This is a genomic window from Streptomyces liliiviolaceus (assembly GCF_018070025.1).
Classification (GTDB): domain Bacteria; phylum Actinomycetota; class Actinomycetes; order Streptomycetales; family Streptomycetaceae; genus Streptomyces; species Streptomyces liliiviolaceus.
Window position 1 is genome coordinate 7,844,444 of the sequence record NZ_JAGPYQ010000001.1, and the last position, 25,851, is coordinate 7,870,294.

The following is a 25,851-nucleotide window of genomic DNA, read 5'->3' on the forward strand; positions in this document are numbered from 1 at the left end:
TGCGCTGTGACGGTGCCACGCTGTGTCCCGCGTATTGCGTTGTGCTACCACACTACAAAGGTGTGGTGACACTGCGCACGTACAGCAAAGGGAGCGGCCCCCTCTTGCGTGGGAACCGCTCCCTTCACGATGTCTTACTTGGCGCCGCCGGCCGCACCGCGGCGGATGCCCAGGCGGTCGACCAGCGCACGGAAGCGCTGGATGTCCTTCTTCGCCAGGTACTGCAGCAGGCGACGGCGCTGACCGACGAGGATCAGCAGACCACGACGGGAGTGGTGGTCGTGCTTGTGGGTCTTGAGGTGCTCGGTCAGGTCCGAGATACGGCGCGAGAGCATCGCGACCTGGACCTCGGGAGAGCCGGTGTCGCCCTCCTTCTGGCCGAACTCCGTGATGAGCTGCTTCTTCGTAGCGGCGTCGAGCGGCACGCGTACTCCTCGTAGTCTGTGTCGATGCCCACCGAGTGCCCCTGGTCCACTTCTCAGGGGAGCTTCCGTAACTCGGGAGGCGGGATCCGTTGAGCGCGTCCTCCGGAGCCCTGAAGGGGCTGTCCGGGGGTGCGTACACATACGGCCGTAACACAGCGTACCAGGGGGTGGGAGCCGCTCCGACCGGGGTTCTCGGAGTCCGGGGAGGCCAGGGCCGGTCCCAGTAGGGTGACGCGACAGGTCGGGTTCGTTCGTCTGGAAGGGGTCGCTTGGCCATGGCCGAGGCAGAGGACAAGGACGTCAAGGCGCGCAAGGAGCGGGAGAAGGACGAGCTCTACGCCCTCGACATCTCGGGGGTCGAATGGCAGAGCGCGCCCGGTACCGAGGAGCACGAGGAGCGGGTCGAGATCGCGTATCTCCCCGAGGGCGCGGTGGCCATGCGGTCGTCGCTCGACCCGGACACGGTCCTTCGGTACACGGAGGCCGAGTGGCGGGCCTTCGTGCTCGGCGCGCGTGACGGAGAGTTCGACCTGGAGCCGGCGCCGCAGGACGGCGGGGCCGCGGCCGAGTAGTACGGCGGCCGCAGGCGCACGGCGGCGGAGCATCGGCGGCACGGAAGCCGGCAGCGGAGCGTCAGCAGCAGAGAAGAAGGACCGGCGGCACTGATGCCGCCGGTCCTTCTTGCTTTAGCGCTCTTTGTCCATTTTGCCTTCCGTACAAGGTCGTTCATACGCCACTTCTGGGCAGGCTGTGACGTAGTGGGCGGCAGCGGAGGGGTGGACGGGCCTGCCGTGGGGGTGGTTGTGGTGATTACCCTGGGGTTGGCGCGGCAGTAGTACCCGAGGACGGGACCGCCGCTTCACAGGGGGATCCGGGGCGCGTCGAAAGGCCCCGGACGACGAGAACGGTCGCCCCAGCTCGACATGAGGGTGCTCGACCACACCAGGAGGAATTGTGAACAGCGATCGGGACGGGATCCGCGGGGGCTGGGCCACACCCGGCGATGACCAGTCCGACGCGGAGTCCGCCGTCGAGACGACGGGCGAGTTCACCATCGACTACGCCCCTCCCGCCTGGTACACGCAGAACGCGTCAGGCAGTTCCGACGGAGCTTCTCCGGCCGCGCCGGAGGCGGACACGACGGACGAGCCGGACGCCCCGGAGAAGCCGGACGGGTCGAACCGGGCGGGGGACGAGAGGGCGGACGCGGCGGACGCGAAGGCGGAGCGGGACGCGGGCGGGCCGGCCGACACGGCGCCGGTGGCCCGGCAGGCTCCGGTCGAGCCCTCGTTCGGCCCTCGGCTTCCGGGCGTGCCCGCATTCGCCTCCGGGACTCCCTACCGCAAGCCGGTCGAGCCTCCTGTTCCTCCTGTCGCTCCGGCCAGGGGGCCTTCCGTCGTCCCGAACCTGCCGAACTTCCCGGCGCAGGCGCCGGTGCCGTCGCAGGGGACAGGGCAGGGACAGGGAGGACAGGGACAAGGACAGGGACAGGGACAGGACCAGGCTCGGCGGTCGTGGTCTCCGCCGAGTGCGCCGGTTCCTCCGGTCGCCGCTCCTCAGGCCGCCACTCCTCAGGCCCCGCAGGCCCCGCAGGCTCCCGGCGACGCCCGGGGCGACAGCGCGGACAGCGGCGACAGTGGCGACATCGAGAGCGGCGCGACCCTGCGCATCTCCCCCGGCGCCGTGAAGCGGGAGGCCGCGGAGCGGGCCGCAGCCGGTTCCGGGGCCGAGGACGGGCGCGTACCCGACGCCGAGGCGGCTCCCGCGTCCAAGGCGGAGCCCGAGGCAGAGCCAGAGCCCGAGTCCGCCGGCCCGGACGAGGTGGCCGACGTCGACGTCCCGAAGAGCGCCGAGGGTGAGGTCGTCCAGGTCGCGTTCGGGAGTCGGTCCGACGACGGCGATCAGGTGGACGACGGGGCCGAGGAGGCACCTTCGGCGGACAAGGCCGAGACCGGGGAGCGGGAGGACGAGGTCCCGGCCGCGACCCCGGCCCCGGCCGCACAGACGTTCGCGGACGACGACGAGCCGCGACCGGTTGACGCCCTCGCACAGAACTCCGGCAGCCTCGATGACTCCGCGCCCGTGGCCGCGCCGGCGCCCGCGCCTAAGTCGGACTCCGAGCCTGCGGACGCGCCGCCGGCGGGTGCCCTCGGCGCGAAGCCCCAGGACGCCGTCGCGGAGCCGGCCCCGAACGCGGCCGACGTCGTACAGGACGCGCCTCCCTCGTGGACCCCGCCGCCGGTGCCGCAGGGCGGACTGCCTCCGCTGCCGCCGTCGTACCAGCCCGCCGCGCCCGCTGCCGCCGGACAGTGGCCCACGTCGACCGAGGGCGAGGACGGTCAGCCGCAGGCGGACGCTCCCGCTCAGCCGTCCGTGCCGCCGCAGGGACAGCCCTTCCAGCCGCAGGCGCCGCAGCCCTCCCCGCCTGCCTGGCCCGTCACACCCGGTACGCCCGCTGCCGCCGGTACGCCCGCCCCCGGTGGTCCGGCGGCGTCTCCGGGTCAGCCCGGTGGTTACGGATACCCGCAGTTCAGCGCTCCGGGTACGCCTCCGGGGGCGCAGGCGGTCCCTGACGTCCCGCAGCCGCAGCCTCAGCAACCTCAGCAGCCCCAGCCCGGGGTCCCGACCGCGCCTCCGGCCGGTCAGGCTCCTGTTCCGGGTGCCGCGCCGGTCGCGGGTCCGGGACCGCAGGGCGGTTACGGCTTCCCGCAGCCCGGGCCCGTCGCCGCGCAGCCCCCTGCCGTCCCCGCCGCCCCCGCACCTCAGGACGGCTACGGTCTCCAGCAGCCTGCGCCGCCCGCGCAGCCCTCGCAGCCCGTCGAGGACCTGGTCGGCGCCCTGGAGGAGGCACGGCGTGCGCGCCGGGCGGCCGCTCAGGCCCAGCCCGTCCAGCAGGCCCAGCCCGATCCGGCTGCCGCGAACCCGCCCGCGCAGGCCCCCGCTTACGGGTTCCCGCAGCCGGGCGCTCCGGTTCAGCCGGGCACCCCCGCGGCGAGCACGCCCAACCCCCAGCCCGCTTACGGCTTCCCGCAGCCGGGTGTCCCCGACTCGCCCGCCCAGCAGGGGGGTTACGGATTCCCGCAGGCGCAGGCACCGCAGGTCCCGCAGGCTCCGGCTCCCCAGCAGCCCGCCGCGCAGCCGTTCCCGCAGCAGGGCCAGCCCTATCAGCAGCCCCAGGCGCAGCCGCAGGCACAACCGCCCCAGGCGCAGGCCCAGCCGGAACAGCAGGCCCCCGTCGATCCGCGTACCGGTAGCGCCTGGCCGCAGCCCGTGCAGCACGATCAGCGGGAGCGCACCAACCCGGGGGCGCCGCTCGGCTACACGGCGGCCGTGGAGCTGTCGTCCGACCGGCTGCTCAACAACAAGAAGCAGAAGGCGAAGAGCGGGCGACCCACCGCCGGGGCCTCCCGGTTCAAGCTCGGCGGCAAGAAGGAGGAGGTCGAGCGGCAGCGCAAGCTCGACCTGATCCGCACCCCGGTGCTGTCGTGCTACCGGATCGCCGTCATCAGCCTCAAGGGCGGCGTCGGCAAGACGACCACGACCACCGCCCTCGGCGCCACGCTCGCCACCGAGCGGCAGGACAAGATCCTCGCGATCGACGCCAACCCGGACGCCGGTACGCTCGGCCGCCGCGTGCGCCGGGAGACCGGGGCCACCATCCGTGACCTCGTCCAGGCGATCCCGTACCTCAACTCCTACATGGACATCAGGCGGTTCACCTCGCAGGCCCCGTCGGGGCTTGAGATCATCGCCAACGACGTGGACCCGGCCGTGTCGACGACGTTCAACGACGAGGACTACCGGCGCGCGATCGACGTGCTCGGCAAGCAGTACCCGATCATCCTCACGGACTCCGGTACGGGTCTGCTGTACAGCGCCATGCGCGGTGTGCTCGACCTCGCCGACCAGCTCATCATCATCTCGACGCCGTCCGTGGACGGTGCCAGCAGCGCCAGTACGACGCTGGACTGGCTGTCGGCGCACGGGTACGCGGATCTGGTGTCGCGGTCGCTCACCGTCATCTCCGGGGTGCGCGAGACCGGCAAGATGATCAAGGTGGACGACATCGTCAGCCACTTCGAGACGCGCTGCCGTGGCGTGATCGTCGTTCCGTTCGACGAGCATCTGGCGGCGGGCGCCGAGGTCAATCTCGACATGATGCGGCCGAAGGTGCGCGAGGCGTACTTCAATCTGTCGGCGCTGGTCGCGGAGGACATCGCGCGGCACCAGCAGTCGCAGGGGCTGTGGACGTCGGACGGCAACCCGCCGCCGGTCGCGGCCCCGCCGATGCCCGGGCAGCCCATGCCCGGCCAGCCTCTGCCCGGACAACCCGTACCCGGTCAGCCCGTACCCGGTCAGCAGTACCCGGGTCAGCCGGGGCCGGGCCAGCATCCCGGGCAGTTCCCCCAGCAGGGCCAGCCCGCGCAACCGGCTCAGCCGTACCAGCAACCGCAGCCCCAGCCCGGGCAGCAGCAACCGCACCCCGGCCAGCCGTACCCGCCGCACGGAGCCGCGCTTCCGCAGGGGGCCCCGCCGCAGCAACCCGCTCCGGCGGGTTACCCCGCCCCTCAGAGCTGGCAGCCCCAGCCCGGGCAGCAACCGGGTCAGCCGGGCGCGCCCTTCCAGCAGCCTCCGGTCGCGCCGGCCCCCGGCCAGCCCTTCAACCCGAACGCGCCCGCGCCCGCCCCCGCCCCGGGGCAGCAGTTCCAGCCGGGTGCGCCCTACCAGCCGCAGCCGCAGGCCCAGCCCCCGCAGGCGGAGCAAGGCGGTCAGGACTCCCAGGGGCAGGGGCAGGGCCAGAACCAGGGCCAGACCCCTCCGTCCCCGCCGCCCCACCAGTGACCGCCCGCACAGCCGACCCGTACAACTAACCGGCACAACTGACCCGCACAACTAACCCGTACGGTCCAATCCTCGGCCGTCGGTCCAGCCTCAGGGCCCGCCCCGTACACCCACGGCGCGGGCCCTCGGCGTACCCCTGGGCGCTCCTTGCGCGGCCGGTGCCAAAACGCCGTCGTACCAGCCCCGTTCCCCACCGCCAGCCTCCTACCAGGCACCCTTCACCGGTCTGGACCAATGACCATGAAATCCGGGTCAACTCGTTATTTCCGCAGGCCACACGGGGTTCGCGGGCCGTTGACGCATGCCGACCAGCGCTGATAGACACTCACATCGACCCGGCCGCGGTCACCGGATCGGCAGGGCAACAGCCCATCTCCGTGCGAGTGATGACGTGAGGTCAGCGAGCCATGGACACAGACGACCAGTTCGGTGCGGGGCGCTCCGCTGTCAGGCCGGTACGGAATCCGCGGGTTCGTCGTGGCGGGGCGCGCCCACGCGGCGGAGCCGCACATGTCACGGCCCCGCGCCCCTTCGGGGGCGCTGTCGTGCGGCTCTTCGCGACCGCCGCAGCTGCCGCCCTCACCCTCACCGTCGGTCAGATGACCCCGCTCGGCCCGGCTCCCCAGAAGGCCGAAGCGAAAGACGACAAGCAGGTCCTCACCGTCGCGGTGGCGCAGAGCGTCGACTCGCTGAGTCCGTTCCTGGCGGCGCGGCTGGTCAGTACGAGCATCCACCGGCTCATGTACGAGTACCTGACCAACTACGACCCGAAGGACAACCACGCGATCCCGGGTCTCGCCACCAAGTGGGAACCCTCGGCCGACAAGCTGACCTGGACCTACACGATCCGCGACAACTCGAAGTGGTCGGACGGGCAGCAGGCCACCGCCGAGGACGCGGCGTGGACGTTCAACACGATGATGACGGACGAGGGCGCGGCCACCGCGAACGGCAGTTTCGTCGCGAACTTCGAGAAGGTCACCGCCCCGAGCCCCACGAAACTGGTCATCGAGCTGAAGAAGCCGCAGGCCACGATGGCCGCGCTGGACGTGCCGATCGTCCCGAAGCACGTCTGGGAGAAGGTCGACGACTTCTCCAAGTTCAACAACGACAAGAAGTTCCCGATCGTCGGCAACGGCCCCTTCGTCCTGACGGCGTACAAGGCCGACAGCTACGTACGGCTGAAGCCCAACAAGTCGTTCTGGCGCGGGGCTCCGAAGTTCGACGAGCTGGTCTTCAAGTACTACAAGGACGGGGACGCGGCGGTCGCGGCGCTGCAGAAGGGCGAGGTGTCGTTCGTCTCCGGGCTGACGCCCGCGCAGGCCGCGGCGCTGAAGAGCCAGCAGGACGTCACGGTCAACGACGCGCCGGGCCGCCGGTTCTACGCGCTCGCCACCAACCCGGGCGCGCAGGCCAGGGACGGCAAGAAGTTCGGCGACGGGCACGAGTCGCTGAAGAACCAGAAGGTCCGGCAGGCGCTGTTCACGGCCGTGGACCGCAGGACCGTCATCGACAAGGTCTTCCAGGGCCACGCGGTGGAGGGCGAGGGCTACATCCCGCCGCGCTTCTCCCCGTACTTCTGGAAACCGGCGGGCGGTCAGAGGATCGCGTACGACCCGGCCGAGGCCGCCCGGCTCCTCGACGAGGCGGGCTACAAGGAGAACGGTGACGGCAAGCGCGTCGGGAAGAACGGCAAGCCGATCACCTACCGCGTCCTGTGCCACGCCACGGACCCGCAGGACAAGGCGGTCGGTAAGTACCTCCAGGAGTGGTGGGGCAAGCTCGGCATCGGCGTCTCGCTCGACTGCCGCGACAACGTGAGCGACCCCTGGCTGGCGGGCGAGTACGACCTCGCCTTCGACGGCTGGTCCGTCAACCCCGATCCCGACTTCGTCCTGTCCATCCACACCTGTGCGGCCCTCCCGGCGACGCCCAAGGACATCGGCGCGACCGACAACTTCATCTGCGACAAGAAGTACGACGAGCTGTACGCGCAGCAGCTCGCCGAGTACGACGCCACCAAGAGGGCGGAAATCGTCAAGCGGATGGAGTCGCGGCTGTACGACACCGGGTACATGAACGTCATGGCGTACCCGAACGCGGTCGAGGCCTATCGCACGGACCAGATCGCGTCGATCACGAAGATGCCCGAGGCCGCGGGCAACATCTACGGCCAGGACGGCTACTGGAGCTGGTGGTCGGCGACTCCGGCCGCCGCCAGCGAGTCCTCCGACGACTCAAGCCAGACAGGCGTCATCATCGGCATCGTCGCGGGCGTCGTGCTCCTCGCGGGTCTCGGGGCGTTCTTCGCGCTGCGCCGCCGCGCGACCGCCGAGGACCGCGAATAGCCCTCGGCGAGCCGGGACAACCGAGAGTGGCCCAACAGTGAAGGCCGTTCATGACCGCTGAAGCGACACCCTCGCTGGTGGGGAAGACCGGTGGTCCGGCCGAGGCCGGGCCGCCGACGGCCCGCGGACCACGGGTACGCGGCACCGGGTATCCCCGGTACGTGGCCGGCAAGCTGGGCGGCGCGGCCGTCTCCCTGCTCGCCGTCCTCGTCACCAGCTTCTTCCTCTTCCGGCTGATCCCCGGCGACCCGGTGAAGTTCATGACGGGCGGACGCCAGGTGTCGGCCGAGCAACTGGCCGCGTACCGAAGGGAGTTCGGGCTCGATCTGCCGCTGTGGCAGCAGTTCACGGACTACTGCGGCAAGGCGCTCACCGGTGATCTCGGCACCTCGTACCAGTTCCGGGCGCCGGTCATGGACAAGATCAGCGAGGCCCTGCCGAACACGCTGCTGCTCACGGGAACGTCGTTCGTCCTCTACACGGCGATCGGCGTCGTCCTCGGCACCCGGGCCGCGTGGCGCAACGGCGGCCTCGGCGACCGTCTGAACACCGGCCTCGCGCTGACCCTCTACTCGATCCCGTCGTTCTGGCTGGGCCTGCTGCTGATCATCGTCTTCTCGGTCGGGGTCGGGCCGATCCCCGGCCTCTTCCCGACGGGCGGCATGGAGTCCGGCGGCGAGGAGGGCTTCGCCTACGTCCTCGATGTCGCCCACCATCTGGTCCTTCCCGTGGTGACGCTGGTCGCGGTCGAGTACGGGCAGACCCTGCTGGTCACGCGCTCGGCGCTGCTCGACGAGATGGGCAGCGACTATCTGACGACCGCGCGGGCCAAGGGCCTGCGGGACGATCTCGTGCGCCGCCGCCACGCGGTGCCGAACGCGCTGCTGCCGACGATGACGCTGGTCTTCATCAACCTCGGCCGGACCGTCGCCGGTGTGATCCTCGTCGAGACGGTCTTCTCCTGGCCGGGTCTCGGCGGGCTCTTCTACCAGGCGCTCAGCGTGCCCGATCTGCCGCTGGTGCAGGGGCTGTTCTTCGTCTTCGCCGCCGCGGTGATCGTGATGAACACCCTCGCCGACCTGATCTATCCGCTGCTCGACCCGAGGGTGGGCCGATGACGACGACGGACCCGGACGAGCCGATGCCGGCCCCGGACGAACCGGTGACGGCCCCGGACGAACCGGTGATGTCCTCGCCTGCCCCCGTGACCGGTCCCCGCGCCCTCGCCCGGCAGCGCCGCCGCGCCTCGGCCGTCCGCTTCTGGCGGCGCTACCGCACCCACCGCTCCGGGCTCTTCGGGCTGGCCGCGCTCGCGCTCTTCGCCCTGGTCGCGCTGACCGCACCGTTGACCGTCGGCTCCGACGTGCAGAGCGTGACGGGCGCGCCGGGGCGGCCCATGGAGAGCCCGAGCCTCGAATTCCCGCTGGGGACCGACCAGTTCGGGCGCAGTCTGCTCGGCCTCGTGGTGTGGGGTTCACGGGTGTCCCTGCTCGTGGGCCTGCTCGCGGCCGTCCTCTCGGTCGCCATCGGCGCGCTCATCGGCATCACCGCGGGTCACTTCCGCGGCTGGTACGCGACGGTGATGATGCGGATCACGGACTGGTTCCTCGTCATGCCGACGCTGGTGCTCGCGATCGCGCTCGCGACCGTGATGTCCCGCTCGCTCGGCACGATCATCCTGGCGATCGGGGTCACGACGTGGCCTACGACGGCCCGGCTGGTGCGTGCGCAGACCCTCGCCGTGGAGTCACGGCCGTACATCGAACGCGCGAAGGCCCTGGGCGGCGGCCACTGGCACGTCATGTCCCGTCACGTACTGCCCAATGTCATGCCGCTGGTGCTCGCGCAGACGACCCTGATCATCTCCTCCGCGATCCTCGCCGAGGCGACGCTCGCCTTCCTCGGTCTCGGCGATCCGACGGTCGTCTCGTGGGGCGGTCTGCTCCAGGACGCGCGCGAGGCGGGCGCGGTCAGTGCCGGGAAGTGGTGGTACCTCGTGCCGCCGGGCATCGCGATCGCCGTCGTGGCCCTCGCGTTCACGCTGTGCGGACGTGCCGTGGAATCCGTCCTCAATCCCAAGCTGGGGGTGGCCCGTTGAGCACACCGACCACGCAACCCCTGTTGGACGTACGGAACCTGGAGGTGACGTACGTCGGCGGGGTCGCCGCCGTGCGCGGGGTGGACCTCACCGTGGACGCCGGGCAGAAGGTCGGCATCGCGGGCGAGTCCGGCTGCGGCAAGTCCACCCTGGCGCTCGCGCTGCTGCGGCTGCTGCCGGCCGGGACCCGGGTGAGCGGGGAGATCCTCCTCGACGGCGAGGACGTACTGACCATGAAATGGGGGCGGGTACGGGCGGTCCGCTGGGCCGGGGCCTCGATCGTCTTCCAGGGCGCGATGCACTCGCTCAACGCCGTGCACCGCGTCGGGGACCAGATCGCCGAGCCGATCCTGCTGCACCGCAAGGCCACCGCGGCGGGCGCAAGGAAGCGGACCGGCGAGCTGCTGGAGCAGGTGGGCCTGCCGGCGGCGCAGGCGTCCGCGTACCCGCACGAGTTGTCCGGCGGGCAGCGGCAGCGCGTGATGATCGCGATGGCACTGGCCTGCGATCCCCGGCTGGTGATCGCCGACGAGCCGACCACCGCGCTCGACGTGATGATCCAGGCGCAGATCCTGCGCCTCATCCAGCAGCTCGTCTCCGAGCAGGAGCTGGGCCTCGTCATGATCAGCCACGACCTCGCGGTCCTGTCGGACACCTGCGACCGGCTCGCGGTGATGTACGCGGGCCGGGTGGTCGAGGAGGGCCCCGCCCGCCAGGTGTACGAGGACGCCCGGCACCCGTACGGGCAGGCGCTCTCGGCCGCCTTCCCGCGTATCGGGGACACCGGGTCGCGGTTCGCGCCGCGCGGGCTGCCCGGGGATCCGCCCGATCCGGCCGCGCTGCCGTCCGGCTGCGCGTTCCATCCCCGGTGCGCGGTGGCACTCGACTCGTGCACCTCGCAGGACCAGCTCCTGCGCCCGGCCGCCCCGGACCACCGGGCGGCTTGCGTACACGTGGACCCGGTGGATCCGCCGGATCCTGCCGGTCCTACGGGGTCGGCCGTGGCGGAAGACGCGAGGAGCACCCCATGACGACGACGCCCCGGTCGGTCCCCGCCGCGGCCCCGGCCCCCTCCGCCCCTCTCCTGAGCGCCGAGGGCCTTCAGGTCACCTTTCCCGCACGGCGGGGCGACGCCGCGCGGGCCCGTGCCGTCGACGGGGTGGATCTCGACATCCGGCCCGGTGAGATCGTCGCGCTGGTCGGCGAGTCGGGCTGCGGCAAGACGACGCTGGCGCGCTCGCTCCTCGGCCTTGTCGCACCGACGGCGGGGCGGGTCACCTTCGCGGGCCGGCCGCTCGACTACTCCTCGCGGGCCCTCAAGGCGTACCGCAAGCGGGTCCAGCTGGTCCTCCAGGACCCGAGCGGCTCGCTCAACCCCCGGCACACGGTGTACGACGCGGTGGCGGAGGGGCTGCGCATCCACGCGTACGCGGGCGACGAGCGCGAGGCGGTCTCGACGGCCCTCGCGCGGGCCGGACTTCGACCGCCCGAGCGGTTCTTCCTGCGCTACCCGCACGAGCTGTCCGGCGGGCAGCGCCAGCGGGTCGTCATCGCGGGCGCGCTCGTCCTGGAGCCCGAACTCATCGTCGCGGACGAGCCGGTGGCCTCCCTGGACGCGTCGGTACGCGGCGAGATCCTGGCCCTGCTGCTGCGCCTGCGCGCCGAACTCGGCCTGTCCGCACTGGTGGTGACCCACGACCTCGGACTCGCGTGGAACATCGCGGACCGGGTCGCGGTGATGTACCTGGGCCGGATCATCGAGACGGGGGCGGTGGAGGATGTCCTGAGTGCGCCTCAGCACCCGTACACACAGGCCCTGTTGTCAGTCCTGCCCGAGGCCCCCGGCGCCCCGATCGTCCTGACCGGCGAACCCCCGGACCCGTCCCGCATCCCCACGGGCTGCCGCTTCCACGCCCGCTGCCAGATCCTGGCGACGGGCGAGGCGGAGCGAGCGGGCGTGGCGAACGCGTGCCGCGAGACGGACCTACCACTGCTCAACGGCAGCGACACTTCCCAGGTGGCCTGCCACTGGGCCGCGTCCCTTTAGAGGCGTGTCCCTTTAGAGGCGCGTCCCTTCAGGGGCGCGGGGAACTGCGCGACCAGCCACGACGGACGGTCAGCCGAACAACCCGGCCGGTCAGCCCCGCACACCAAAGTCACCGCCACCGCCCAGGCCCCCTAAGGGGCGCGGGGAACTGCGCGACCAGCCACGACGGACGGTCAGCCGGACAACCGACCCGTGCGCCCCCGGCCGGTTCAGGCCTGCGCGTCGTACTCCGCGACAAGCTCCCGAGACCGCTTCACGTCGTCCGAGATCGCTTCCAGCAACCCCTCGATGGAGTCGAACTTCGCCATCCCCCGCACGAACGCCAGGAAGTCGACGGCGACATGCAACCCGTACAGATCGAGCCCCACGCGATCGATCGCGTACGCCTCCACTGTCCGCTCGGTCCCGTCGAACTGCGGATTCGTCCCGACGGAGATCGCCGCCGGCATCGCCTCGCCCTGCGCGTGCAGCCACCCCGCGTACACCCCGTCCGCGGGGATCGCGGTGTGCGGGAGCGTCTCCACGTTGGCGGTGGGAAAGCCCAGTTCACGGCCGCGCTGCGCGCCACGGACGACGACGCCCTCGACGCGGTGCGGCCGGCCGAGGATCTCGCGCGCCCCCTCGACCTCGCCCTCGGCGACCAGCCGCCGGGTGAGGGTCGACGAGAACGGCTCCCCGCCTCCCGCCTCACCGGTGACGTACAGATCCACCACGTCGACCTCGAAGTCGTACGTCCTGCCCTGCTCGGCGAGGAAGGCCACATTGCCGGCGGCCTTGTGGCCGAAGCGGAAGTTGGGGCCCTCGACCACGGCCTTCGCGTGCAGCTTGTCGACGAGGACCTTCACCACGAACTCGGCGGGCGACAGCTTCGAGAACTCGGTCGTGAAGGGCAGGATGAGCAGCGCGTCCACACCCAGTTCGGCCATCAGCTCGGCCCGGCGGTGGTGCGGCGCGAGCAGGGGCGGATGGCTGCCGGGACGGACGACCTCGCTCGGGTGCGGGTCGAACGTGACCACGACGGACGGAACGCCCAGTTCACGCGCCCGCTCGACGGCATGGCTGATGATCAGCTGGTGTCCGCGGTGGACTCCGTCGTACGAGCCGATGGTGACGATGCTGCGCCCCCAGTCCTGGGGGATGTCCTCCAAGCCACGCCAGCGCTGCACTGTGACCGCTCCTCGTCGAACCCGTGTCCGTGTCTGCCTCATACGCAGCTCTAAGGGTGCCATGCCGTGTCCTGTGGACCCGCATCGGCATGGGCCCTGTGACCGGTGGCACGTGACAGCGGCCGTGGCGGGAGGACGGCGAGGGGTCACACCGGGACCCGTACCCCCGCGAGGTTCTCGATCATGCGGCCCGTGCTCGGTCCGACCACGGTGGACCACTCCTCGGGCGCGGCGGCCAGCCAGCGGCTCACGAGCGCGGCGAAGCCGGGGACACGGCGGCCGAGATCGACGACGGCGCGATCGAAGCGGGTGGCGCCGTCCGGGGTGCGGACGAGCAGGACGCCCACGGTGTGCACGAGTGCGCGGGTGTGTTCCTCGTCGTCCTGGGCCGCTCCCTCCGCACCGGCCCGTACCAGCGCGTCCAGCACCACCGGGTCGTGTTCGCGCGTCAGCAGGAGGTCCAGGAACTCGCGCCGCAGCGGGCGGGACGCGGGCGTGCCGGGCGCCGCGAACACCCCGGCGAGCGCGGCCCGCAGCGGCGGCCTGCCTCCGTCGAGCAGCCCGGCGACGAGGGGATGCAGCACCGCGCCGGCGTCGGGGCCCTGTTCCAGCCGCCGGTCGACGTGCGCCGCCAGCTGCGCGGCCGTCTCCGGGCGCCGGTCCACGACCTCGCGTACGAGGGCGGACACGCGGCGGGCGAGCGCCGGTGTCGTGACCTCGGCGAGCGTGCGCAGGGCCGTGCCGTCGTCCGGTTCGCGCAGGCGGTCGTGGAACGCGGCGAGCACCGGGGCGGGGTGGGTGACCAGCGCGGCGGCCAGCGCGCTCGCGGGCAGCCGCGGGTCGCGGGCCCGGAAGCGGGCGAGGGCCTGCGGCAGATGGCGGGCCCTGGTGTGCGGATCGCGGACCAGCAGGGCCAGGGCGTCGCCGTGCAGCGTGCAGTCTCCGGGGCGGGCCAGCAGCGCGAGCGCGGTCCGGCGCAGCAGTTCCCGGTCGGCCTCAGTGCGTACGTGTGCGGCGGTCCGCAGCGCGTGGGCCGCCGCCGCTGCCCGCCGGGCCGGGCGGACGTCGTGCACCCAGCGGCCGACCGCGCGGCAGAGCGCGGACGGCTCCTCCTCGGCGAGCACGTCCAGCAGTTCGTCCGCGCGCGCGTGTCCGCTGTCGACCAGGGCCTCGGTGAGGTCGTCGGGGGCGCGATGCCGGTGGGTGTGCAGCAGGACCTGCGCGGCGGTCGCCACGGTGGCGTCGGGGGTCGCGGGGAGCGGACGGTCGTCGTCGAACCAGTGGGTGAGGTGCGGCTGCGCCCCGGCCGGGTCGGCGACGAGGAGTTCGGACACGGTGTCCAGGTAGCGCGGTTCGGTGGCGGGCGGCGCGCCGTCCGCGACGACGAGCCGCCTCAGCAGATCGAAGCGGTGCGCCCGCGGCAGGGGAAGCCCGCGCCAGAAACCGGGCCCGAACTCCTCCGGCACGGCCCGCCCTTCGGCCCGCCACCTGACCACGTGCTCGGCGAGGTGGCGCAGCACTCCGAGATACGGGGTCGCGTCGGGCACCCGGAGCAGTACGCCTCGGAGCAGCCGGGTGGCCCACCAGGCGTCGGCGTGCGCGCCACTGTTCACGTCCGCGACTTCGAGCGTCTCGTCGAACACGTCGCCGAGCACGTCGCCGAGCGCGTGGTCGAGCACGCGGAGCAGTTCGCGCAGGCGGAGGGTGAGGTGATCGTCTCCCTGTTGACGCGGCACGAGAAGGAGGGCCTGGAGCACGGGGGCGAGGCGGTGGCGCGGAAGGTCGAAGACCTCGGGCCCGCCCGGATCGCCTACGGACCCGGACCCGCCCGGACCGCCCCCGGAGCCGCGGCGGGGCGCCAGGGCCCCGAACACCGCGTCCAGGTCGAGGTGCATGCCCTGGATCCAGTCGGCGAACTCCTCGTGCGCGAAGCGGTAGCCGTCCCCGGCCGGTACGAGCAGGCCCTCGGTGAGCACGGCGGAGGCCCATCCGGTGCAGCCGCCGAGCCGCCGGTCGGGCACGGGACCCCACGGGAACAGGGTCTCGAACCCCGCCCGGTCCAGCTCCCCCTCCCCCGGGCCCAGACAACGCCGTGCCGCCACATGCACCTGCCCGGCGACGCGGGCCGCGAGGCGGCGCACCGCCGTCCCGCGCAGCCCGTTGGCCGCCGCGAGCCGCACGGCCACCCGCAGGCACATCAGATCGAGGTAGGCGGCGAAGACCTCGTCCCGCTCCGCCTTCCCGGGCGGGGCGCCGGACAGCGCGGCCCGCACCTCCGACAGCAGCCGCAGCGTCAGTGGATGCCGGGCGTCGGCCCCGTCCAGGGCCCCCTCCGGAATCCCGTACCGCGCGCGGGCCTCGCGGGCCTCGTCCTCCTCCAGGTCCCCGAGGCTTACGCAGGCGGGCAGTTCCGGGGACGCCTCGCCGCCGCTCCACCGGGGCCCGTACAGCAGCTCGGGCGGGAACCGGGCCCCCGCCCACTCCCAGTACTCGTCCCGGCAGGCCACCACGAGCCGCACTCCGTGGTCCCGCAGCCAGCCGGCGGTAGCGGCGGCCCACTCCGGCAGCCGGTGGGCGAGGCCCGGCGGCATCTCCTCGGGGCTGTCGAGAAGGAGCAGCAGGGGTCGCCCGGCCTCCCCGGCGAGCCGGGCCAGCCGCTCGGGCCGGATGTCTCCGAGCCCGCCCCGCCGGCCTCCGGGCTCGTCCCCCGTGTCCCTGTCCGCGGGCTCCGGCCGGGAGCCGAGGGGCGAGGTCACGATCCGCCCCGCCCGCTCCAGCGTCCGCCGGGCCGCGTCGGCCACCGACCCGTCGCTGTCGCGCAGATCGGCTCCGCGCAGCCACAGGGTCGGGGCCGGTGCCGCGCCCTGGTTGCGCCGGGCGGCCAGCCCCGCCAGCTCCGTCGTACGCCCGCTCCCCGGAGCACCGACCAGCGCGAGGACACCGTACGAGCCGTACGCGTGGTGGGGATCGTACGAGCCGTGGGACGGGTGCCGGGGACCTTCGGTGAACGCGGTGAACTCCCGCACCACAGAAGCCCGTTCGACGCACAGGCCCCCGCCGGAGCCCGCCGGGGACTCGACGGTGGCGGTCAGTTCCAGGACGCCCGCCAGATTGAGGTCGCCCCCGTAGGCGGGCACGGTCGCGGCGTTACGGGCCAGCAGGTCGGCGAGCGGACCGGCGACAGGCGTGCCGCCCGTGGACAGCGGTACGGCGAAGCCGCCGACCCGTCGGTCGGAGTGGAGCGCCGTGCCCAGGACGGCCACCACCGCACCGGTGGCCGCGTCGACCACCGGCCCTCCGGCCGCCCCGCCGCCGAGCCGCAACGCGTCGCTGCCGGCCGTACCGATCGCCAGTTCCAGTGCCTGATCGAGGAGGTGGAAACGGTCGGTCGCCGTGTAGGTCACGGCGGAGGAGCCCAGTACGCGCGCCTCCCGCCAGCCGCCCGCGGCGATACGGACGTACGTGCCGGTCTCCACGGAGTTCCGGACGCTGATCGGGAGGGGGGCGAGGCCGCCCAGTCCGTCGCAGTGGACGAGGGCGAGGCCGAGGGCCGGGAGAGCGGTGACCGCGTCGGCCGGGACCAGGCAGGTGCGGTCTTCGGCGGGCGCGTCCAGGACGAGGCGGGGGAGGCCGTCCACCGCCTCGTGACTGGTGACGACCGTGCCGTGATGGTCCGCGAGGAAGCCGGTGCCGCGCGGCCGTCCGGCCAGGTCCCGGATCCGCACCAGGGACCGGTCCGCCGCCGCACCGGCGCGGACAGCGGGCCGCCCGGTCACGTCGGGCGCTGTGCGGGCGACGTCCCGGTGGATTGCGCCATCCGCCTCAGCCGTCACCGAGGTCTCCCGGGTCATGCTCGAACCTCCCCGCCGCGCGCGCCGTACCGTGCTTTCGGTGCTTCGATTTCCGACGGTAGGCGCGCGATGATCGGCCGCGACAGATCCCGATCCCAACAAGCCCCCTTCCGCTCCCCCGGTTCACTCCGAGCGCCCGGCCGGACGGGTGAATGGAAGGGGGCGGATGGATACAACCTTGGGTGGGGGAACCGAGGGGGGACAGTGGAGCGGCGCCCACAGGACACCCCGTGAACGCCGCTCCACGACGAAAAGAAGTAGGAAGGACAAGAAAGAACGCGGACAGCGCGCAGAGCGAAGCGGTCAGACGAAGACCGCGAGGCTCTTGGCCTTGCCCTTCTGCTCCTCCACCAGCGCCAGGAACCGTCCCTCGGGATCGAACACCCCGACGGCCCCGGCCCCGGTGTACTCCTCGGGCATCTCCAGCCGCACGCCGTTCGTCAGCAGCTGCGCGCGCTTGGTGTCCACGTCCCAGCGGGGGAACGCGGTCGCGGCGGCCTGGGCCACCGGCATCACGGTCAGCTCCTCCTGGAGCTGGTCGAGCGTCCGCGCGGTGTCGAGCTTGTACGGGCCCACGCGCGTGCGCCGCAGCGCCGTCAGATGACCGCCGACACCGAGGCCCGCGCCCAGGTCACGGGCGAGCGCACGGATGTACGTACCGGACGAGCACACCACTGAGACGATCAGGTCCAGGACGGGTGTGCCGTCCTCGGCCACGGCGCCCCGGACGTCGTACACGGTGAAGGACGAGATCCGCACCGGGCGGGCCGGGATCTCGAAGTCCTCGCCCTCGCGCGCCCGCTTGTACGAGCGGACGCCGTTGATCTTGATGGCGCTGACCTTGGACGGCACCTGCATGATGTCGCCGCTCAGCTCGGCGATCCCGGCGTCGATGGCGTCCCGGGTCACCGCGGAGGCGTCGGTCGACGAGGTGAGGTCGCCCTCGGCGTCGTCGGTCAGGGTGTTCTGCCCGAGCCGGATGGTGCCGAGGTACTCCTTCTCGGTCAGCGCGAGGTGCCCGAGGAGCTTGGTCGCCTTCTCGACGCCGAGGACGAGCACGCCCGTCGCCATGGGGTCGAGGGTGCCGGCGTGTCCGACGCGGCGGGTCTTGGCGATCCCGCGCATCTTGGCGACCACGTCGTGCGAAGTGAAGCCCGACGGCTTGTCCACGATGACAAGGCCGTCGGGCGTCTGCTGCTTCTGCGTCATTTGGCGGCGTCGCCGTCTTTCTCGTCGTCGGCCGACTCGTCGTCGTCCTCGGCGCCGGCTTCGTCGTCCTCTTCCGGCTTCCTGTACGGGTCGGCGTCACCGGCGAAGGTGGCGCCGGCCGAGACCTCGCGCACCTGGGCGTCCTTGGCCCGCGCCTTGTCGAGAAGGTCCTCGATGGTCTTCGCGGTGTCCGGCAGGGCGTCCGCGACGAAGGTGAGCGTCGGGGTGAACTTCACGCCCGCCGCCTGGCCGACCGCCGAGCGGAGCACGCCCTTGGCGCTCTCCAGGCCCGCGGCGGCCTCCGCGCGCTGCTCGTCGTCGCCGTACACCGTGTAGAAGACGGTCGCCTCACGGAGGTCCCCGGTGACCCGGGTGTCCGTGATGGTCACATGCGAACCGAGCCGCGGGTCCTTGATCCCGCGCTGCAGCTTCTTGGCAACCACCTCTCGGATGAGGTCCGCCAGCCTCTTCGCCCGCGCGTTGTCGGCCACTGGTCCGTCTCCCTCTTATCTGCTGATCCGTGTACGGGCGATCCTTGTCGCCGCACGCTCATTCGTCGTCTTCCCCGTGCAGCCGCCGTCGCACCGACAGCAGCTCCACCTCGGGGCGCGCCGCGACCAGGCGCTCGCACCGGTCGAGTACGTCGGTCAGGTGACCGGTGTCCCCGGAGACCACCGCGAGTCCGATGACGGCCCTGCGGTGGAGGTCCATGTGCTCCACCTCCGCCGCGCTCACCGCGTGCTTGCGGATGAGTTCGGCCACGATCGGGCGGACGACGGAGCGTTTCTCCTTCAGCGACCGTACGTCGCCGAGGAGGAGATCGAAGGACAGAGTCCCCACGTACATGTGTGTTCCGGATGTCCCGCCGGGTCGGGGTAGGTGGCCCGGCCGGGCTGCTGCCGGGGCTCTTGAACGGTACCCCGAACCTCCGGTGCCGCTCGACGGGGTTTTCGCCCCCGCCGCCCCTACCCTTCCCGTCACTGACTCGGGGGCCAGCCCCCGAACCCCCGGTCCTCAAACGCCGGACGGGCTGAAAGACATCTTTCAGCCCGTCCGGCGTTTGAGGACGAGCGCGAAGCGCGATCAGGGGGGGCGAGGGGGCGCAGTCCCCATGCAGTGACGGGAAGGGTAGGGGCGGCGGGGGCGGAAAACCCCGTGGGGGTCGGCCCGCAGGAACTAGTTCCTGTGAGCCAACCCCACACGGTCGAGCCGAGCCGCAGGCGCTACGCGCGCGGCTTCTCGCGCATCTCGTACGTCGCGATGACGTCGTCGATCTTGATGTCGTTGAAGTTGCCGAGGTTGATACCGCCCTCGAACCCTTCGCGGATCTCGGTGACATCGTCCTTGAAGCGACGCAGACCGGAGATGTTGAGGCTCTCCGCGATGACCTTGCCATCGCGCAGCAACCGCGCCTTGGTGTTGCGCTTGACCTCGCCGGAGCGGACAAGCACACCGGCGATGTTGCCCAGCTTGGACGAGCGGAAGACCTCGCGGATCTCCGCCGTACCGAGCTCGACCTCTTCGTACTCCGGCTTGAGCATGCCCTTGAGGGCCGCTTCGATCTCCTCGATGGCCTGGTAGATCACCGAGTAGTAGCGGACGTCGACGCCCTCGCGCTCCGCCATCTGCGCCGCGCGGCCCGCAGCGCGGACGTTGAAGCCGATGACGATGGCGTCGGATCCGGTCGCCAGGTCGATGTCCGACTCGGTGACCGCACCCACACCGCGGTGCAGGACGCGGATGTCGACCTCTTCACCGACGTCGAGCTGGAGCAGCGAGGACTCAAGGGCCTCCACCGAACCGGACGCGTCGCCCTTGATGATGAGGTTGAGTTCCTGCACCAGACCGGCCTTGAGGGCCTCGTCCAGGTTCTCCAGGGAGAACCGGACTCCGCGCCGGGCGAAGTTGGCGTTGCGCTCGCGCGCCGCGCGCTTCTCGGCGATCTGGCGGGCCGTGCGGTCCTCGTCGACGACGAGGAAGTTGTCGCCGGCGCCCGGGACGTTGGTGAGACCGAGGACGAGGACCGGGGTCGAGGGACCCGCCTCTTCCACGTTCTCGCCCTTGTCGTCGAGCATCGCGCGGACACGGCCGTACGCGTCGCCGACCACCATGGTGTCGCCGACCCGCAGGGTGCCTCGCTGGACCAGGACGGTCGCCACGGCACCGCGGCCGCGGTCGAGGTGGGACTCGATCGCAATACCCTGCGCGTCCTGCTCCGGGTTGGCCCGCAGGTCGAGCGAGGCGTCCGCGGTGAGGACCACGGCCTCCAGCAGGCTCTCGATGTTGAGGCCCTGCTTGGCGGAGATGTCGACGAACATCGTGTCGCCGCCGTACTCCTCGGCCACCAGACCGAACTCGGTGAGCTGACCGCGCACCTTGGTCGGGTCGGCACCCTCGACGTCGATCTTGTTGACCGCGACCACGATCGGCACACCGGCCGCCTTGGCGTGGTTCAGCGCCTCGATCGTCTGGGGCATCACACCGTCGTTGGCCGCCACCACGAGGATCGCGATGTCGGTCGACTTCGCACCACGGGCACGCATGGCGGTGAACGCCTCGTGACCCGGGGTGTCGATGAAGGTGATGCGGCGCTCTTCGTCGTTGACGAGGGTCGCGACCTGGTAGGCACCGATGTGCTGGGTGATGCCACCGGCCTCGCCCGCGACGACGTTCGTCTTGCGGATGGTGTCGAGAAGGCGGGTCTTACCGTGGTCGACGTGACCCATGACGGTCACGACCGGCGGACGCGCGACGAGGAACTCCTCGCCACCCTCGTCCTCGCCGAACTCGATGTCGAAGGACTCAAGAAGCTCGCGGTCCTCCTCCTCGGGGCTGACGATCTCAAGGACGAAGTTCATCTCGTCCGCGAGGAGCTTCAGCGTCTCGTCGGAGACGGACTGCGTGGCAGTGACCATCTCGCCGAGGTTCATCATCACGCCGACGAGCGACGCCGGGTTGGCGCCGATCTTCTCGGCGAAGTCGGTGAGCGAGGCACCGCGCGACAGGCGGACGGACTGTCCGTTGCCGCGAGGCAGCATGACGCCGCCGACCGACGGGGCCTGCATGGCCTCGTACTCCTGGCGCCTCTGCCGCTTCGACTTGCGGCCGCGACGCGCGGGACCACCGGGACGGCCGAAGGCGCCCTGTGTGCCACCACGGCCACCGGGACCACCGGGACGACCGCCGAAGCCGGGGCGGCCACCGCCGCCACCGGGACCACCCGGACGGCCGGCGAAACCGCCGCCACCGCCACCGGGACCACCGGGACGACCGGCGAAGCCACCGCCGCCGCCACCGGGACCACCGGGACGGCCTGCGAAGCCGCCGCCACCGGGACGACCGCCACCGGCACCGCCGCCGGGACGACCGCCGCCGCCGGGACCGCGGCCACCGGGGCCACCGCCGCCGGGACGCGGGCCGGCAGCCGGACGCTGCGGCATCATGCCGGGGTTGGGACGGTTTCCGCCGGGACCGCCACCGGGACGCGGAGCGCCGCCGGGACCGCCCTGCGGACGGGGCATGCCGCCCGGAGTCGGACGGGCACCGCCGGGACCGCCACCGGGACGCGGGGCGCCGCCGGGGCCGCCCTGCGGACGGGGACCGCGGTCCTGGCCCGCGCCCTGGGGACGCGGAGCGCCGCCCGGAGCACCGGAACCACCGGGTCCGCCGGGGCCGGGACGTGCGCCGCCCGGACGGGGCGTCTGCGGACGTGCCATGCCGGTGGAGCCACCGGAGGTGAAGGGGTTGTTGCCGGGACGCGGTCCCGCGGGACGACCGCCGGGACGCGTGCCCTGGCCGCCGGGACGCGGGGCGCCCTGACGGTCACCGCGGTCGCTGCCGCGGTCGGGACGCTCGCCACGGCCCTGGCCGGGACCGCCCTGGCCGCCCTGTGCGGGGCCTGCCGGACGGACGCCGGGCTTCGGGGCGCCGGGGCGCGCACCGCTCGGACGCGGGTTCGCGGCCGGGGCGGGGGTCACCGGAGCCGCCGGCGGCGCCGTGAACTCGGGGGCGGCCGGAGCCGGGGACGCCGGGGCGGGCTTCGGCGCGGGCCTGGGGCCCGGCGTCGGACGCGTACCGGAGGCCGGGGCGGCGGGAGCCGCCGGGGCCGTGGTGTCCGCGGGCTTCTGCGCGGCGGCCGGCTTCGGGGCCGGCGGGCGCGGGGCGGCCGGACCCGGACGGGCGGCCTGCGCCGGTGAGGGCGCGCCGGGCCTGGCGGGCGCGGCCTTGCGCGGGGCGGGCTTGCCGCCACCGTTGCCCTGCTGGAGGGCGTCTGTCAGCTTGCGTACAACGGGCGCCTCGATCGTCGAGGACGCCGAACGGACGAATTCACCGAGTTCTTGGAGCTTGGCCATGACGACCTTGCTCTCCACCCCGAACTCCTTGGCGAGTTCGTATACCCGGACCTTAGCCACTTCGCTCCTTTTAGGTCCGGGTTGCGTCCGGACCGTCGCTACTTCATGGGCGTACTCATCGCGTGCTCATCGAGTGCTCATCGCAATCTCGACCTACTTCCAACTCGCGGGGTACCAGGGCCGCACGGGGATCCGTGCGACACGTCTTACGGTGTTGCCTGCTCAGCAACTGTCTGCCGCTCGACGTACAGGCGCAACGCCTTTGTGTCGAGCTGACCCGGGGCACGCAGCGCCCGTGGGAACGCCTGGCGGCGGACCGCCAGGTCCAGACAGACCAGGGCGGGGTGTACATACGCACCCCGGCCGGGCAGCGTACCGCGAGGATCGGGGACACATTCGCCCTCGGCCGCCACAGCACGCAGCAGATCGGTCTTGGCCGCTCGCTCCCGGCACCCCACACAGGTGCGTTCAGGGCATGCTCGGGCATGCGTCCGGCCAGACACTGTTAAGTCTACCTCCCTGCACCGACCTCACCCCTTTGGGGCAAGTATCGAACAGTTGCCGCGCATAAAACTGTCGTGAAACCGCCGTGATCCAAACCACTCGCGGCTCGGGCCTATTCCCGGGTCACTCCCCGGACCGGCCCTCGCGCCGGTCGTCACGCCGGTACTCGCGCCGTTCGTCGGGCCGGTCACCGCCGTCCTCACCGCTCTGCTCGGTGTCGGGGCGGATGTCGATGCGCCAGCCGGTCAGCCGGGCGGCGAGGCGGGCGTTCTGGCCCTCCTTGCCGATCGCCAGCGACAGCTGGTAGTCGGGCACGGTCACCCGCGCGGACCGGGCCGCGAGGTCGACGACCTCGACCTTGGAGACCCGGGCCGGGGAGAGCGCGTTGCCCACCATGTCCGCGGGGTCGTCCGACCAGTCGACGATGTCGATCTTCTCGCCGTTCAGCTCGGCCATCACGTTGCGCACCCGACCGCCCATCGGGCCGATGCAGGCGCCCTTGGCGTTCAGACCGGACCGGGTGGACCGGACGGCGATCTTCGTGCGGTGGCCGGCCTCGCGGGCGATGGCGGCGATCTCGACGGACCCGTCGGCGATCTCCGGCACCTCCAGCGCGAAGAGCTTCTTGACCAGGTTCGGGTGCGTGCGGGAGAGCGTCACGGACGGACCGCGGACACCCTTCGCCACGCGGACGACGTACGACCGCAGCCGCATGCCGTGCTGGTACGTCTCACCGGGGACCTGCTCCTGCACCGGCAGGATGGCCTCCAGCTTGCCGATGTCGACGAGCACGTTCTTCGGGTCGCGGCCCTGCTGGACGACACCGGTGACGATGTCACCCTCCCGGCCCGCGTACTCGCCGAGCGTCGCGTCGTCCTCCGCGTCCCGCAGGCGCTGCAGGATGACCTGCTTGGCGGTGGTGGCGGCGATCCGGCCGAAGTCCGACGGGGTGTCGTCGAACTCGCGTGCCTCCTGCCCCTCCTCCAGGTCGGCGGGGTCCTCCTTCGCCCACACGGTCACATGGCCGGTTTCCCGGTCGAGCTTCACGCGCGCGTGGCGGCGGCTTCCCTCGGTGCGGTGGTAGGCGATGAGGAGGGCCGACTCGATCGCTTCGACCAGCAGGTCGAAGGAGATCTCCTTCTCCCGCACCAGGCCCCGCAGGGCACTCATGTCGATGTCCACGGCTACGCCTCCTCCTCTTCCATGTCCTTCTCGTCCTTCTTGTCCTTGCGGTTGAACTCGACCTGGACGCGCGCCTTGGCGATGTCCTCGAAGGCGAGCCGCTTGGCGGTGGGCTTGCGCCCCTTCACGCCGGGCACCTCCACGTCCACGCCCTCGTCGTCGACCGTGATGATCCGGGCGACCAGCTCGTCGCCGTCGCCCTGCTGGAACTTCACGAGTCGCCCGGTGGCACGTACGTAGTGGCGGTGTTCCTTCAGCTCGCGCTCGGCGCCGGGGGTGCCCACCTCAAGGGTGTACTCGCCCTGGCCCATGGCGTCGGTCTCGTCGAGCTTCGCCGAGAGCGCGCGGCTCACATCGGCGATCGCGTCGAGGTCGGCTCCTTCGTCGGAGTCGACGACGACACGCAGCACACGCTTGCGTCCCACCGAGTCCACTTCGATCTCTTCGAGGTCGAGTCCCTGCGAGCTGACGAGCGGTTCCAGGAGCTCTCGCAGCCTCTCGCTCTGGGTGGTGCTCATCCGGGTGACTCCTCGGCCGCGTGTGCTGTTGTGGGTAGGTCGCGTGTCAGGTCAAAGGGTATCCGGTCCCAAGGGGTGTTGCCGTCCACCGTGTCCCGCCCGGTGACGGGGCGGCGCCGCTGGTGGGCCCGGGGGCGGTACGCGGGTACCGTGATCAAGGGTCTGCCGCCCATTTCGTTCGTACGAGCCCTGACGAGGACGTCTGCCGTGCCGTTCACCCTGCCGTCGCGCACCCCCTCGGGACCGCGCCGAAGGAGCCTGCTCGCCGGGGCCGCCGGAGCCGCCGCCGGTTCCGCGCTGCTCGTCGGCTGCTCCGGCTCCGACTCCGCCTCCGGGACCACCAGCGGGAGTTCGTCCGCCGCCGCACGGGCACGCGCGCGTGCGGCCCGCGACAGCGAACAGCTCGCGCGGCGGTACGAGGCCGTGCTCGCCGCGCATCCCGCGCTGGACGCCCGGCTGTCACCGCTGCTCGCGGAGGTCGTACGGCATGCCGGGGCGTTCGGGGGCGGCAAGCGGGCGAAACCCTCCACCGGCGTTTCCGCGAGCGCTTCGCCCTCTTCCTCTCCCACAGCCTCCCCCTCCCCCGAGGTGCCGGTCATGGAGAAGGACGCCCGCGGTGAACTCGCCGCGGCCGAGCGCGCGTTGGCGGACAAGCGGATGAAGGCCCTGGCGGACGTGCCGGGAGAGCTGGCCCGGCTGCTCGCCTCGGTGGCGGCGGCCGGCGCGGCACACGCGTTCCTGCTGACGGAGGACAAGAAGTGAGCGGTTCCGGCAGGACTGAAGCAAGCGGCGCCCAGGCTAGGGCAGCCGCGAAGGCGTCGGCGGAGCTGACGGCCGCGCAGGCCGCGCTCGCCGCCGAGCACGCCGCCGTGTACGGCTACGGGGTCGTGGGCGCCCGCATCGGCGAGGCACGGCGGACCGAGGCGCGGGCCGCCTACGACGCGCACCGCGCCCGCCGTGACGAGCTGGCCCGCGCGGTGCGCGACCTGGGCGGCGAGCCCAAGCCCGCGGCGGCGGCCTACAAGCTGCCCTTCACCGTCCCGGACGAGGAGTCCGCCCTGCGGCTCGCCGCCGAGCTGGAGGACCGGGTCGCCGGGGTGTACTCCGACCTCGTCCGGGCCGCCGGGGGCGACCGGCGGCAGGCCGCGGCACAGGCCCTGCGGGACGCAGCGGTGCGGGCGGTGCGCTGGCGCGGCGAGAGCGTAGCCTTCCCTGGTCTCGCCGAGCGGTCGGCCACCGCCACCGCGTCGGGGACACCGACCTCGTAGCGCGTCCAGGCAACGCGTACAGGGGGCCCGTACACGGAAGG

At 72.2% G+C, this 25,851-nt stretch carries 19 protein-coding genes; 9 read left to right on the plus strand and 10 right to left on the minus strand.

Annotated features, from left to right (window positions below; genetic code table 11):
* Window positions 1–134 precede the first annotated feature (134 nt).
* Window positions 135–425, minus strand: coding sequence for a 30S ribosomal protein S15 (rpsO, locus tag J8N05_RS33270; protein WP_107021727.1), 291 nt, complete (start codon window positions 423–425; stop codon window positions 135–137).
* A gap of 275 nt (window positions 426–700) precedes the next feature.
* Between rpsO and J8N05_RS33275 the strand changes: the two genes are divergently transcribed.
* The 7 genes from J8N05_RS33275 to J8N05_RS33305 all read left to right on the plus strand — a co-directional run bounded on the left by J8N05_RS33275 (window position 701) and on the right by J8N05_RS33305 (window position 11,760).
* Window positions 701–997 carry a DUF397 domain-containing protein gene (locus J8N05_RS33275; protein ID WP_210889345.1) on the plus strand — a complete coding sequence of 99 codons (297 nt, stop codon included), beginning with the start codon at window positions 701–703 and terminating at the stop codon, window positions 995–997.
* A 382-nt stretch (window positions 998–1,379) separates the two neighbouring features.
* Window positions 1,380–5,267: an SCO5717 family growth-regulating ATPase gene (locus tag J8N05_RS33280; RefSeq protein ID WP_247706606.1), complete on the plus strand. Its 3,888-nt coding sequence runs from the start codon at window positions 1,380–1,382 to the stop codon at window positions 5,265–5,267.
* A 407-nt stretch (window positions 5,268–5,674) separates the two neighbouring features.
* Window positions 5,675–7,615, plus strand: a complete 1,941-nt coding sequence (locus J8N05_RS33285; RefSeq protein ID WP_210889347.1) for an ABC transporter substrate-binding protein — start codon at window positions 5,675–5,677, stop codon at window positions 7,613–7,615.
* Between the two features lie 50 nt (window positions 7,616–7,665).
* Window positions 7,666–8,733 (plus strand): ABC transporter permease, encoded by a 1,068-nt coding sequence (locus tag J8N05_RS33290; RefSeq protein WP_210889350.1) that lies wholly within the window; start codon window positions 7,666–7,668, stop codon window positions 8,731–8,733.
* A gap of 23 nt (window positions 8,734–8,756) precedes the next feature.
* Entirely contained in the window at window positions 8,757–9,713 is a 957-nt protein-coding gene (locus J8N05_RS33295) for an ABC transporter permease (protein ID WP_407699990.1), read from the plus strand.
* Window positions 9,710–10,744 carry an ABC transporter ATP-binding protein gene (locus J8N05_RS33300; RefSeq protein WP_247706607.1) on the plus strand — a complete coding sequence of 345 codons (1,035 nt, stop codon included), beginning with the start codon at window positions 9,710–9,712 and terminating at the stop codon, window positions 10,742–10,744. The genes J8N05_RS33295 and J8N05_RS33300 overlap by 4 nt, the downstream gene beginning before the upstream one ends.
* Window positions 10,741–11,760, plus strand: a complete 1,020-nt coding sequence (locus J8N05_RS33305) for an ABC transporter ATP-binding protein (protein WP_210889352.1) — start codon at window positions 10,741–10,743, stop codon at window positions 11,758–11,760. The genes J8N05_RS33300 and J8N05_RS33305 overlap by 4 nt, the downstream gene beginning before the upstream one ends.
* Window positions 11,761–11,969: 209 nt before the next feature.
* Here J8N05_RS33305 and J8N05_RS33310 read toward each other — a convergent pair whose 3' ends face one another.
* From J8N05_RS33310 to rimP, 9 genes are all read right to left on the minus strand, one after another.
* Complete coding sequence (locus tag J8N05_RS33310; RefSeq protein ID WP_210889354.1) at window positions 11,970–12,926, minus strand: bifunctional riboflavin kinase/FAD synthetase; 957 nt, start codon at window positions 12,924–12,926, stop codon at window positions 11,970–11,972.
* Window positions 12,927–13,072: 146 nt separating this feature from the next.
* On the minus strand, window positions 13,073–16,777 hold the full coding sequence (locus J8N05_RS33315; RefSeq protein ID WP_247706608.1) for a trypsin-like peptidase domain-containing protein: 3,705 nt from the start codon (window positions 16,775–16,777) through the stop codon (window positions 13,073–13,075).
* A gap of 303 nt (window positions 16,778–17,080) precedes the next feature.
* Window positions 17,081–17,986 (minus strand): tRNA pseudouridine(55) synthase TruB, encoded by a 906-nt coding sequence (gene truB / locus J8N05_RS33320; RefSeq protein ID WP_210889355.1) that lies wholly within the window; start codon window positions 17,984–17,986, stop codon window positions 17,081–17,083.
* On the minus strand, window positions 17,983–18,477 hold the full coding sequence (gene rbfA / locus J8N05_RS33325) for a 30S ribosome-binding factor RbfA (protein ID WP_210889357.1): 495 nt from the start codon (window positions 18,475–18,477) through the stop codon (window positions 17,983–17,985). The genes truB and rbfA overlap by 4 nt, the downstream gene beginning before the upstream one ends.
* A gap of 58 nt (window positions 18,478–18,535) precedes the next feature.
* On the minus strand, window positions 18,536–18,832 hold the full coding sequence (locus J8N05_RS33330; RefSeq protein ID WP_107021736.1) for a DUF503 domain-containing protein: 297 nt from the start codon (window positions 18,830–18,832) through the stop codon (window positions 18,536–18,538).
* A gap of 377 nt (window positions 18,833–19,209) precedes the next feature.
* Window positions 19,210–22,398, minus strand: a complete 3,189-nt coding sequence (gene infB, locus J8N05_RS33335; protein WP_210889358.1) for a translation initiation factor IF-2 — start codon at window positions 22,396–22,398, stop codon at window positions 19,210–19,212.
* Between the two features lie 146 nt (window positions 22,399–22,544).
* Window positions 22,545–22,841: a YlxR family protein gene (locus J8N05_RS33340; RefSeq protein WP_210889360.1), complete on the minus strand. Its 297-nt coding sequence runs from the start codon at window positions 22,839–22,841 to the stop codon at window positions 22,545–22,547.
* A gap of 124 nt (window positions 22,842–22,965) precedes the next feature.
* Window positions 22,966–24,024: a transcription termination factor NusA gene (gene nusA, locus J8N05_RS33345; RefSeq protein ID WP_210889362.1), complete on the minus strand. Its 1,059-nt coding sequence runs from the start codon at window positions 24,022–24,024 to the stop codon at window positions 22,966–22,968.
* Window positions 24,025–24,026: 2 nt separating this feature from the next.
* Window positions 24,027–24,542, minus strand: coding sequence for a ribosome maturation factor RimP (rimP, locus tag J8N05_RS33350; protein WP_210889364.1), 516 nt, complete (start codon window positions 24,540–24,542; stop codon window positions 24,027–24,029).
* 207 nt (window positions 24,543–24,749) lie between these two features.
* Between rimP and J8N05_RS33355 the strand changes: the two genes are divergently transcribed.
* The gene (locus J8N05_RS33355; protein WP_210889366.1) at window positions 24,750–25,304 is read left to right on the plus strand and encodes a hypothetical protein; all 555 of its coding nucleotides are present in this window, start codon (window positions 24,750–24,752) and stop codon (window positions 25,302–25,304) included.
* The gene (locus J8N05_RS33360; RefSeq protein WP_210889368.1) at window positions 25,301–25,810 is read left to right on the plus strand and encodes a ferritin-like domain-containing protein; all 510 of its coding nucleotides are present in this window, start codon (window positions 25,301–25,303) and stop codon (window positions 25,808–25,810) included. The genes J8N05_RS33355 and J8N05_RS33360 overlap by 4 nt, the downstream gene beginning before the upstream one ends.
* Window positions 25,811–25,851 lie beyond the last annotated feature (41 nt).